This is a genomic window from Microcoleus sp. FACHB-1515 (genome assembly GCF_014696105.1).
Taxonomy (GTDB): domain Bacteria; phylum Cyanobacteriota; class Cyanobacteriia; order Elainellales; family Elainellaceae; genus JAAUTJ01.
Map to the genome: position 1 here is coordinate 24638 of NZ_JACJPO010000069.1, position 11473 is coordinate 36110.

9 protein-coding genes are annotated in these 11473 nt (G+C 52.3%); 6 read left to right on the forward strand and 3 right to left on the reverse strand.

All coding sequences use genetic code 11. The features are described 5' to 3' along the window. The first annotated feature begins 148 nt into the window (after positions 1 to 148). Positions 149 to 2683 carry a GAF domain-containing protein gene (locus H6F67_RS24540; RefSeq protein ID WP_190769294.1) on the forward strand — a complete coding sequence of 845 codons (2535 nt, stop codon included), beginning with the start codon at positions 149 to 151 and terminating at the stop codon, positions 2681 to 2683. Between the two features lie 57 nt (positions 2684 to 2740). Here H6F67_RS24540 and H6F67_RS24545 read toward each other — a convergent pair whose 3' ends face one another. Then, complete coding sequence (locus H6F67_RS24545) at positions 2741 to 4213, reverse strand: alpha-amylase family protein (protein WP_190769286.1); 1473 nt, start codon at positions 4211 to 4213, stop codon at positions 2741 to 2743. A gap of 171 nt (positions 4214 to 4384) precedes the next feature. Between H6F67_RS24545 and gntT the strand changes: the two genes are divergently transcribed. Beyond that, the gene (gene gntT, locus H6F67_RS24550) at positions 4385 to 5701 is read left to right on the forward strand and encodes a guanitoxin biosynthesis MATE family efflux transporter GntT (protein ID WP_313927014.1); all 1317 of its coding nucleotides are present in this window, start codon (positions 4385 to 4387) and stop codon (positions 5699 to 5701) included. A gap of 58 nt (positions 5702 to 5759) precedes the next feature. Beyond that, on the forward strand, positions 5760 to 6611 hold the full coding sequence (locus tag H6F67_RS24555) for an ABC transporter ATP-binding protein (protein ID WP_190769287.1): 852 nt from the start codon (positions 5760 to 5762) through the stop codon (positions 6609 to 6611). Between the two features lie 29 nt (positions 6612 to 6640). Here the strand turns inward: H6F67_RS24555 and H6F67_RS24560 are convergent, their stop codons facing one another. Next, positions 6641 to 7084 carry a DUF2141 domain-containing protein gene (locus H6F67_RS24560; RefSeq protein ID WP_190769288.1) on the reverse strand — a complete coding sequence of 148 codons (444 nt, stop codon included), beginning with the start codon at positions 7082 to 7084 and terminating at the stop codon, positions 6641 to 6643. An 11-nt stretch (positions 7085 to 7095) separates the two neighbouring features. Beyond that, entirely contained in the window at positions 7096 to 8376 is a 1281-nt protein-coding gene (gene codA, locus H6F67_RS24565) for a cytosine deaminase (protein WP_190769289.1), read from the reverse strand. Between the two features lie 227 nt (positions 8377 to 8603). On the opposite strand from codA, the gene H6F67_RS24570 reads away from it, so the two are divergent. The 3 genes from H6F67_RS24570 to nth all read left to right on the forward strand — a co-directional run bounded on the left by H6F67_RS24570 (position 8604) and on the right by nth (position 11315). Next, positions 8604 to 8819 (forward strand): hypothetical protein, encoded by a 216-nt coding sequence (locus H6F67_RS24570; RefSeq protein WP_190769290.1) that lies wholly within the window; start codon positions 8604 to 8606, stop codon positions 8817 to 8819. A 262-nt stretch (positions 8820 to 9081) separates the two neighbouring features. Beyond that, complete coding sequence (locus H6F67_RS24575; RefSeq protein WP_242020785.1) at positions 9082 to 10563, forward strand: hypothetical protein; 1482 nt, start codon at positions 9082 to 9084, stop codon at positions 10561 to 10563. 38 nt (positions 10564 to 10601) lie between these two features. After that, positions 10602 to 11315: an endonuclease III gene (gene nth / locus H6F67_RS24580; RefSeq protein WP_190769292.1), complete on the forward strand. Its 714-nt coding sequence runs from the start codon at positions 10602 to 10604 to the stop codon at positions 11313 to 11315. Positions 11316 to 11473: the final 158 nt, after the last annotated feature.

Genomic DNA, 11473 nt, shown 5'->3' on the forward strand with positions numbered 1-11473 from the left:
ACTGTTTGGGTTGAATCCACCTCTACGAACTGCGGATGCAACAATGACCGCTTCACCTTTTTCGTTGTCGGGTACGGGTGCTGCTAGTGATAGGGTGATCGATATCGCCAGCCGCCCTGCTGATTTTGTTTCCACTGATGGCGATTTTATGCATGAGCCGACCAGCGCGATCGAGCGACGAAAAAGCAGTCTGGCAGAGCAGCGCGGCTCATTTTCGGCCTTTCTTGCACCGCTGACGCAAGATTCATTTCGGCAGGTGGTCAGCGATGTTGAGGACAAGCTGCGCGTTGTCAATCAAACTTTATCGCTGCTCGATAATGTCCTTGACTCGCGCGGATTTGAAGCGATTTTGAGCGAGATGCTGCAATCGATCACGCTCAAAACCGGAGAACTGCTGAATGCCGATCGCACGACAATCTTTTTGCTCGACGAAGACAAAGATGAACTGTGGTCGATCGTGGCCGAAGACGATCGAGACAATACGTTAGAGTTGCGCTTTCCCAAAACCGTTGGGATCGCAGGCGAAGTCGCGACGCAAAAATCTGTCATCAACATTCCCTACGATTTCTACAGCGATCCTCGATCGAAAGCGGCACAGGAGTTCGATCGCAAGAATCACTACCGCACCTACACGATGCTTGCTCTGCCGCTGCTCAGCGAATCGGGCGATCTAGTTGCAGTCGTGCAGCTGATCAACAAGCTAAAAACCGTTTACGATCCCAATGCTTCCCTGGAAGACAAAATTGATCTCGATGGCTTCAGTTCGCACGATGAGCAGGTGTTTGAGGAGTTTGCGCCGTCAATTCGCTTAATTCTAGAGTCATCGCGATCGTTTTATAAAGCAACTCAGCAGCAACGCGCTGCTTCTGCCTTGATGAAGGCAACCAAAGCGCTTAGCCACAGCAGCCTTGATTTGGAGGAAACCTTGGCGCGAGTGATGGAAGAAGCCAAGGAACTGATGAACGCCGATCGATCGACGCTGTGGCTGATCGATCGCGATCGGGAAGAACTGTGGACGAAACTTCCGATCGACGGCGTGCTGAAGGAAGTGCGAATTTCGATGGGCGCAGGCTTTGCCGGACAGGTTGCGATGACAGGTGAGCCTGTGTTGATCCCGTTTGATTTGTATGAGCATCCCAACGCCGACACCGCCAAGGAAACTGACCAGAAGACGCACTACCGCACGTGCAGCATGTTGTGTATGCCCGTCTTCAACGCCAATGACGAGTTGATCGCGGTCACACAACTGATCAACAAGAAAAAGCAGGGCGATTTTCCGCCCTACAATCCGGCGAACTGGCCGCAAGCTCCGGAATGCTGGCGAGCGAGCTTCAACCGCAACGACCAAGAATTCATGAAGGCGTTCAACATTCAAGCAGGCGTCGCGCTGCAAAACGCCAAGCTGTTCGCCACTGTGAAGCAGCAAGAGCAAATGCAGCACGATATTTTGCGATCGCTCTCGAACGCTGTCCTTTCAACTGACAAAAGTGGCAAAATCCTCGCTGCGAACGAAAGCGCCAAAAATCTGCTTGGCTTTGGCGAGAGCGATCGGCTTGAAGGTCGTCCGATTACCGAAGTGGTGCAGATCAAAGAAGGTAACTTTGGCGAGCGATTTCGCAGTGCGCTGACTGGAACTGATGAAAAGAGTCGTCAGCAGTATTATCCTGACCAAACGCTGCTGCCTGCGATCGGTGAAGAACTGCACAGCGTTCATCTGTCAATTAATTCGATCGCGGATGCGAATGACGATCGCAACGTCTACGGCGCACTGGTCGTGATGGACGATATCAGCCAGGAAAAGCGCTTCAAAAATACGCTCTACCGCTACATGGCGCAGGAATTGGCCGAGCGGCTGTACAGCAGTGGTGAAGTTAAACTTGGCGGCGAACGGCGCGAAGCTTCCGTTTTGTTTTCGGATATTCGCGGCTACACAACGCTGACCGAAACGATGCAGGCTGAAGAAGTTGTGCAGTTGCTCAACGAATATTTCGAGACGATGGTGGATGCGGTCGCCGCTCACAAAGGCATTTTGGATAAGTACATCGGCGATGCGATCATGGCCGTGTTTGGCTCGTCACTGCTGCCCCTGCAAGACCACGCTTGGATGGCCGTTCAAACGGCGATCGATATGCGATCGCGGCTGGCTCACTTCAACGCTTCGAGGCCGGAAAATAAAAAAATCCGCATTGGCATCGGCATCAACTCGGACAGCGTGATCAGCGGCAATATCGGCTCATCGCGGCGAATGGAATTTACGGCGATCGGCGATGGCGTCAATGTGGGTTCACGGCTTGAAGGCGCAAGCAAGCAGTATGGCTGCGATATTGTGATCAGCGAAAGCACATACAAGCCTTGCGCCGATCGCATTCGAGTCCGCGAACTTGATCTAATCCGCGTCAAAGGAAAAAATCGTCCCGTCAATGTCTACGAACTTGTTGGACTGAGCAGTGAATCGATTTCAGCCGAGAAGCAGCGGGCGATCGACCTCTATCAGGAAGGCCGCAGATATTATCTCGATCGCAAATTCACCAAGGCAATGACTTCGTTTGGCACGATTCTTGAAGAAATCGATCCGCATGACAAAGCTGCCTTGATGCATCTCAACCGCTGCCAGCACTGGCTCAGCCATCCGCCCAGCGAATCAGATTGGGCAGACGGCGTGTGGACGCTGACCGAGAAATAATTTGGAGTTCGCAGTGATGGGCGCTGCCTGAAACAACAAACTCCGAATGACGAATGTTCAAAGTTTCGCGTTGATGTGAATGGCGATCGCGTCCATTGCGGCAACGCTGACGGTCACTTGTCCGGTTGAATTCACGGTGATCGCTGAATCACCGCAGCGATCGAGTTCGGCGTGAATGACATCGCAGTAAGTGCCCGCAGGCAAACTGGTTTGAAAGGTGCGATCGAGCGGTTGAGATTCACGATTGATGATTACAAAGCCACGATCGCCTCGGCCAAACGCAATTTGATTGCTGCCATTGCTCCACCAGTCGCTTAGGTAAAAGGTGGGATCAGTAGCGTTGCGGAAGGCGACCATGTTGGCGATCGATCGATGCCGATGCTCGCATACCCAGCCTTGGTCGCAGGTAGCTGGATTGCGACTGTGAACGCTGCGCGTTCGGCCTTGCGCGTCGGCGGGCGGCCCTTGATCAGCATTGTCGAACGCAAAGCTCGACATTACCTGCGGGTAGCCGTAGGGAAAAGCGAGCATAAACACGTTTGCCAAATCATAAAGCTTGCCGTTTTTGTAGGTGAGGTAGCTGCCACCGCCGCCGTGTCCGCGCTGCTTGTCGTGATTGTCGATGAAGACCAAGGCTTTCTCGCTGGGCGCAAATCCCCAGCTTTCGCCTAAGCTTTCGAGCTGCGCCAAGGTTTGACCGTCGATTCCCAAAAACTTTTCGGAAACTTTGCGGCCATATTCAAACTCGATCACATCGCCATTCGGATAATACTCACTCTTTTTAACGGCTTCATTGCCGGGATCAATCACTTCCTGGTAGATGTATGGGTCAGGTTCCACGCTGGCATGGAGGCGATCGAGAATTGCCGCAATGTCATTGGTGTGGATATGTTTTGCGGCATCAATGCGAAAGCCACGCACGCCCAAACTCACCAAATCACGCAGGTAAGCAGCGAGTCGATCGCGCACATACTCTGATCCCGTAGCGAGATCCGGCAGGCTAACCAGTTCGCAGTTGGTGACTTCTTCATGATTGTTGTAGTCGGTGATGTCGCGGCGACAGGTGTGAAAGTCTCGCGACTGATAGAGATTTGGATAGAAATATTTTGTAAAGCGTGTTCCGGCGCTGCCGACACCTTGCGCCTCGCCGGACATGTGGTTAATCACGGCATCGGCATAAACCTCGACACCCGATCGACGGCAGCGATCGATCATGCCCCTGAACTGAGTGCGATCGCCGCTGCGACTGTTGATCTGATAGCTCACAGGCTGATAGCGTTGCCACCAAGGATAGTCTTCGTGAGCAATCACGGCATGTTCGCTGGCAGGAGAAATTTGCACAGCAGCGAAACCTTTTGGCCCCAAAAACGTTTCGCATTCTTGGGCAACATCGTTCCACTTCCACTCAAACAGATGGACATAAGCAGTGCGCGGTGAACGGGTGGCGATCGCCGAAGTAAATTGGCGACTGTCGCTCAGCAGCACCAAGACAAAAATGGTCAGCAGCGCTAGAAATAAACGATTTCGCATAGGGGCGATGAAGGGTCGAACGATTTTCAGGGGCGATCGATCAGCGAGTTGCGCTAAATCTCATTTGAGCTTAAAACGAGCACGTTAAGATTAAGCCTTTGCGTTTGCAATACCGAGTTAGGATGCCCGGATTGCGATTGATTTACAAAACTTGTTCATTCGTGAAACGTTGTGTCTACCGAATCTTCGATCGATGCTTTTCTCTTTCAGCAGCGCTTTTGGCGACTTGCAGGCATCAATATTCTTTCAAACCTGATGGTTCCGCTAGCAGGTTTAGCCGATGTCGCGTTTTTGGGACATCTTGAAGATATTCGCCATTTGGCAGGCGTCGCACTGGCAACCGTGTTGTTTAACTATCTCTACTGGACGTTTGGCTTTCTGCGGATGGCGACAACGGGAATGACGGCGCAGGCCGTCGGACGCCAAGATGCAGACGGTATCATGCTCGTTGGCTTGCGAAATGGCCTGCTCGCGATCGCGATCGGACTGGCGATCGTGCTGCTGCAAACGCCAATTCAAGCGATCGGCTTTGCGCTGCTTAGCGCCACGCCCGAAGTTGAAGCGGCAGGCTTAGACTACTATCGCGCTTTGATTTGGGGCGCACCTGCAACGCTGCTGAATTTTGTGCTGATCGGTTGGCTATTAGGACGGGAACAGGGTAGCCGCGTGCTGATTTTATCGATCGTTGGCAATGGCGTTGATGTGACGCTGAACTATTTGATGATTGTGCGTTGGGGTTGGGGTAGCGTGGGCGCGGGTGCAAGTACGGCACTGAGTCAATATGCAATGCTGATTGTCGGTTTAGCTTTAATTTTTCCCGTCACGCTGCCGCAGAGATGGCAAAATCAACTGCTCGATCGAACTGCGCTCCAAGCTGCCTTCCGGTTAAATGGTGATATTTTAATTCGTACCTTTGCCTTGATTTCGACGTTTGCTTTATTTACAAATCTCAGTTCCAGCCTTGGAACGCTGATTTTGGCAACAAACAGTTTGCTGCTGCAAGTTGTGACGCTAGCAGCCTACTTTATCGACGGGATTGCTTTTGCAACCGAAAGCTTCGCCGGACAGTTTCACGGACAGCAAGATCGATCGCAACTCACTCGCCTGCTGCAAGTTGCAGGAATTTCCAGCCTGCTGCTCGGTTTAACGTTTGGCATTTTGTTTGCCATTCAGCCGATCGCCCTGTTTCGCTTGCTGACCAATCACGATGACATTCTCGCTGAGGTTCCGCGTTTTGCTGCCTGGCTGATTCCCGTTTTAGGCTTTGGCGGCATTGCTTATATGCTTGACGGCTATTTTCTCGGATTGACGGCAGGTGCGACTTTGCGGCGATCGTCCCTGATTGCGTCCCTGATTGGATTCGCCCCGATCGCGCTGCTGGCGTGGAACTTTCACAGTCCGCATCTGCTCTGGCTTGCTCTGAGCGGCTTCATGGCTGGACGAGCAATGAGCTTGGCATTGCGTGTTCCTGCGACCTTACGGGAGTAATCAGGTCGATCGCAAATGGCAATGATAGAGTCATAGAGTCACCTGTTTTTTGCCTACAATGACGGCTGCTGTTTCGCTGCAAAATGTTCACAAAGTCTATGACCAGCGCGAAGTTGTAAATGGTTTGTCGCTGTCGATCGCGCCCGGTGAAGTGTTTGGCCTGCTGGGACCAAACGGAGCCGGAAAATCCACTACGATTCGGATGTTAACGACGCTGACGCGCCCGACGCAAGGCCGCATCAAAGTTGCTGGATTCGACGTGGTGCGCCAGTCCTATCTGGTCAAGCAGCACATTGGCGTTGTGCTTCAACAAACAAGCGTTGATGTGGATCTCACGGTTTGGGAAAATATGGAGTTTCACGGGCGGATGCACCATATTCCCAACCCGCAGCGACAGCGCGACATCGATCGCTGGCTGGAGTATGTGGAACTGAGCGATCGCCGCAACGATCTGGTCAAAACGCTTTCCGGCGGCATGAAGCGACGGTTGCAAATTGCTCGCGCTCTGCTTCACCAGCCGCAAATTTTGTTTCTTGATGAACCGACCGTCGGCCTTGATCCGCAGACGCGCCGCCGCCTGTGGGAAATCATTCGCGGCCTCAATCAGCAAGGCATGACGATCGTACTGACGACGCACTACATGGAAGAAGTCGAATATTTGTGCGATCGCATCGGCATTGTGGACGCAGGCAAGCTAATCGAAATTGGCACACTCGCGGAACTGCGGCAAAAACACGGTGAAGGCTTGGTCGTCAAGCAAGATGGCGATCGCTGGCACTACAAATTCTTTCCTTCGATCGAGCAGGCCAACGCTTATCTGGACGCTCAGCCCGACAAAACCGGAATGATGACTCGTCCTTCTAATTTGGAAGATATTTTTGTTGAACTAACTGGACGAAATTTAGATTAAGTAGTTAAAGCATGAAAGCACGATTTCAACTACTGCGGATAGCGCATTTGAATTTCGATCGATTGCGCTCCTGCTAACAGAAATACTGCGTCTTGAAAGCGAGCAGGTCCTGTCACTGCTGGCGCATCATTCGAGAAGCCGTAGCCTTCTAAAGGCATTCCAAATGCGCCACGATCGAGAACTTCATTGCTGTTGCGATCGTGATAGACGGCGACTGCATACGATCCCGCAGGCAAATTTGCAAACGAATAAGTGAAGGGTTGAGCAGCAGTTGTGATCGGAACGCAGGTGCGAGCAATTGCGCTTTCATTGTCGTTAGGAAAGCCCTGTGCCGCATCAAACAGCTTTAGGCAAACGTTGCCTTCTTGTCCTTCAATTCCATTAATTTGCAGCGTGAGATTTGCGGTAAGCTGTGCATTTGCAGGCAGCGCGATCGCACTCAACAGCAAAATTCCCAATCCAATTCGCTTCATTCTTTTCCTCTTCATTCATTTGTAACGGATGCTCGCCACTGCATCTGCGGCAGTTCGGTTGAAGCAAGCAGGTTGCCTTGCGAGATGACATAGCGAACGGTCGATCGACGGCGTAAAGCGTCGAAGCGATCGATCGCATCCAGCACAATGAAACTCGCTGGTTTGCCAACTTCAACGCCGTATTGGTCTTCAACATTCAGCGTTTTTGCACCGTTCCACGTCACCATGTTGTAGCAGGCATCCATCTCCGACCGCCCTGTCATTTGCGAAACGTGAATCAGCATAAAGGCAACATCCAGCATATTACCTGTACCCAATGAGTACCAGCAATCTTGTACGCAGTCGTGCCCCAAGCTGATATTTGTGCCTTGCTGCCAAAGTTCTTTCACTCTAGTTAAACCGCGCCGTTTTGGATAGGAATCAAGCCGACCTTGTAGCGTGATATTAATCAGCGGATTGACGATGAAATTAATTTGGCTGCGACGCAGAAAGCCTAGCAATTTGTAAGCATAAGCATTGTTATAGGAGCCAAATGCTGTTGTGTGGCTAGCAGAAACTCGTGAACCGTAGCTCGATCGAATCGCACAGGCATTTACCACTTCTAAAAAGCGCGAATTGTCATCGTCAATTTCGTCGCAGTGAATGTCAATCAGGCGCTCGTATTTTTGCGCTAGTTCAAAAATGCGATGAATCGATCGCACTCCGTCTTCGCGGGTCAGCTCGTAATGGGGAATGCCGCCAATTACGTCTGCGCCCAAGCGCATTGCTTCTTCGATCAAGCCTTCATTTTGCGAACTGCCGTAGATGCCGTCTTGCGGAAAGGCGACGACTTGCAGCGTCATCCAGTCTTTGACGGCTTCACGCACTTCCAGCAAGCCTTGCAGCGCAATTAGATTCGCCTCGCTCACGTCCGCATGAGAGCGCACGAAGAGAACGCCCTGCATCGCCTGCTGCTTGAGCGTTTCGATCGCCCGCCGCTTTACGTCTTCCAGCGTCAAATCCTGCTTGCGATCGCGCCAAATCTCAATCCCTTCAAACAACGTGCCGCTTTCGTTCCAGCGTGGTTCACCTGCCGTCAATGCCGAATCCAGATGCACATGCGACTCGACAAATGGCGGACTGACCAACTTGCCTTCCAGGTCGAGTTCGAGCTGCGCTGTGCCCGGAAGATTCGGAGCGATCGCGGCGATTTTTCTGTTTGCGATCGCAATATCGACGGCGATCGGGTTGGGATCATCCGCTTGCAGCAAGCGACCGTTGCGTAACAGCAGCGCGTAAGCAGGCGTTGACATAGTGAGACGCAATCAAGTTGTGAACTGATCAACGGTAGCACTGATTTTTGCTGCAATTCGTGGTCTGATACACCTTGCAAACTTTTCGATCGCATCTTGCGAATTACATTTCAATTTTGGGCAGCTTTAAACTTAGAAGCCCAGTGCATTCAGTTTAAGTTTGTCCGCGATCGCCGCCGTCGCATGATTGACCTTTTCTTCAATTTCTTTTTTCACTACTTTCAACAATGACGAAAAGCAAAGCATTTCCACTCCTAGAAACATCACGAACAGAGAATTCATCGAGTCTGATTCGCTGGCTGATCATTCTTGCCTCGATCGGATTAGTGAGCAGTTTGGCGATCGGGCTGCTGCTCAAGCGTCAAACTGCAAAGGCTCAATCTGCTGATTGCGGTAGCTCAATTCAAATGGTGGCGATCGCAGGTCAAACGACTCGCATCTGAATGGGCAGATACTTGAAATTCTGTCGTCCCTGTGAAGAAAATTTGGAGCAAGCAGCAGTCCGGCTGTTCGGCTAACGCCATTTGGAAATTGACGCTGTGGCTCAATCCGCTAGAATGCACGTCTTAGTGATTGAAAGCTGAATTAGCTCACTCTAATTACACTCATCACGCAGGAGCATTCGATCGATTCATGAGCGCTTCGCCTTTTTGCAACAGCCTTTTTCTTTGGAACAGCCGACGGTCTTGGCGGCGATTTGCTGCCATGCTGCTCGCGACCACCTTGACCAGTCCGCTGTGGATCAAACCTGCTACCGCCCAATCTGCGTTCGGAGCAAACTGCCAGCTTTCTGCCGACGCGATCGCCCAGAAAAATTCGCTGCGCCAAGCCGCCCAAAGCGGCGATCGCACGGCTCAATCCCGCTATCAAACTTTGCTAAGGCAGCACGCCGAACAGCTTCGCACCTGCCGCAATCGCACTTGGCCGCAGACTCAAGGCATTTGGCTCAGGCTCTATCCTTGCGATGCACGTCCCGGTTCACTCGATGAACTGTTCGATCGCATCGTCAACAAAGGCTACAGCGAGGTTTATGTCGAAGCTTTCTATAACGGTCAAGTGCTGCTTCCGGCTGCACAAAACAACACGGCTTGGCCTTCTGTACTACGCAATGCCGGATATGAAAATCGTGATTTGCTAGCAGAAGCGATCGCCAAAGGTCGCGAGCGCGGCATCAAGGTCTATGCCTGGATGTTCACAATGAATTTCGGCTATACCTACGCCCAACGTTCAACTTCCGCTCCAGCCCTGGCTCGCAATGGCTTCGGTCAAACCAGCCTGACGTTTAGCAGCACACCGGGACCCAATACTGATCCGGCTAATGGCAACAACAGCGAAGAAACCTTTGCCGATCCCTACAGCCTGCAAGCCAAACGCGACTACTACAATATGGCGCAGGCGATCGCCCAGCGTCGCCCAGATGGAATGCTGTTTGACTACATCCGCTATCCCAGAGGCAGCGGCACAGCTTCGATCGCCAGTCGTGTGCAGGATTTGTGGATTTATGGTGCTTCGGCTCAGCAGGCATTGCTCGATCGCGCCACGAATCAAAAAGGCCGCGAACTGATTCGCCGTTTTCTCGATCGTGGCTATGTTACCGCAGGCGATCTCACTGCTGTCAACAGCCTCTATCCCCAAGAAGGCGAACCGATGTGGCAAGGCCGAATTCCCCCCAACTTTCCTGTCGGAACGACTGCCGCCCAGCAGCAACCTTATTTGCAGTCTGAACTATGGCGGCTCAGTGTTGCCCACGCCGTCCAAGGCATTCTCGACTTTCTGAATCTCGCCCTCGTCCCGGCGCAGCGACAAGGCATTCCGGGTGGTGCAGTCTTCTTTCCTGAAGGCAACCAGCCGATCGGCCAGGGCTATGATTCACGCCTGCAACCCTGGGATCGCTTTCCCAATTCGATTGAATGGCATCCCATGTCCTACGCGACTTGCGGCGCGAACAACGCAAGCTGCATTGCTGCCCAAGTTCAGCGCGTCGTCAGCATGGCGCGACCTGGTACGCAGGTAAAGCCTGTGATTGCTGGAGTCTGGGGACGAGCAATCAGCAATCGCGCCTCGCTAGAAACACAGATGCAGGCAATTCGGCAGGCAAACCCGCAAATTAACTCGGTCAGCCACTTTGCTTACTCGTGGCAAGAACCCCAGTCGGATAACGAACGCAAGTTCTGTCAGCTACGCTAAACGCAAAGTGATCGCCTTTGGCAAAGTGGACTTTACCTGTGTCTTTTCTCAATCCTCCAGAAGACCCTCAGCAAAAAGTACTCAGCGTCCACGCTCGCCTGTGTGCTGAGTATGGCTGCCCCATTCCCTTTTTCCACAATCTTGATCCGCTCAGCGAACTTGTCTCGTCGCTGCTGTCTCACCGCACTAAAAATGCCGATTCTGCTCACGCCTTCAAACGCTTGAAGACAGATTTTGCAGATTGGGCAGCGGTGCGCGATGCACCTGCTGAAGCGGTTGAGCGATCGATCGCAAGCTGCACCTGGCCGGAGCAAAAAGCGCCTCGCCTTCAGCAAGTCTTACGCTGCATCAGCGAGCAACGCGGTGAGTTGGCGATCGATTTCCTTGCCGACCTACCTGTCCTCGAAGCAAGAGCTTGGCTAGAATCACTTCCTGGTGTTGGCCCCAAGACGAGTGCCGCAGTCTTACTATTTAGCCGCCTACGTCGCCCTGCCTTGCCTGTTGACAGCCATCACCATCGCGTCGCAATTCGTCTAGGACTCATTCCTGCCAACGTTGCTGTTGGTCCTGCTCACGCCCTTCTCTCCGCTCAGCTACCGCCAAATTGGTCAGCCCAACAGGTTTACGATAATCACGAAGTTCTGATGCTACATGGGCAGCGGTGCTGTTTTTATCGAAGGCCGGAGTGCGATCGGTGCGTGGTGCTGGAGCTTTGTCCTTATGGGTTAGAGAAGGGGCGATCGCACTCTTAAAGAAGCTTTACAAAATTTCTTTCCAAAATAGTTGACACCTTTTGCCTTTTCTCGTTATATTGGTCAAGCGGTCGAGAGGAGAGCCAAGCGAGCCGAGCGAAAGCGAAGCGGTGCGGCAGTCTTTGAAGGCCAAGCCTGAACCTAGACAATGACATACG

Coding starts and splice junctions, on each gene's coding strand:
- H6F67_RS24555 (WP_190769287.1), top strand. CDS start 5,760: ATGACGGCTGCTGTTTCGCTGCAAAATGTTCACAAAGTCTATGACCAG.
- H6F67_RS24575 (WP_242020785.1), top strand. CDS start 9,082: ATGCTGCTCGCGACCACCTTGACCAGTCCGCTGTGGATCAAACCTGCT.
- H6F67_RS24545 (WP_190769286.1), bottom strand. CDS start 4,213: ATGCGAAATCGTTTATTTCTAGCGCTGCTGACCATTTTTGTCTTGGTG.
- codA (WP_190769289.1), bottom strand. CDS start 8,376: ATGTCAACGCCTGCTTACGCGCTGCTGTTACGCAACGGTCGCTTGCTG.
- H6F67_RS24560 (WP_190769288.1), bottom strand. CDS start 7,084: ATGAAGCGAATTGGATTGGGAATTTTGCTGTTGAGTGCGATCGCGCTG.
- H6F67_RS24540 (WP_190769294.1), top strand. CDS start 149: ATGCATGAGCCGACCAGCGCGATCGAGCGACGAAAAAGCAGTCTGGCA.
- H6F67_RS24570 (WP_190769290.1), top strand. CDS start 8,604: ATGACGAAAAGCAAAGCATTTCCACTCCTAGAAACATCACGAACAGAG.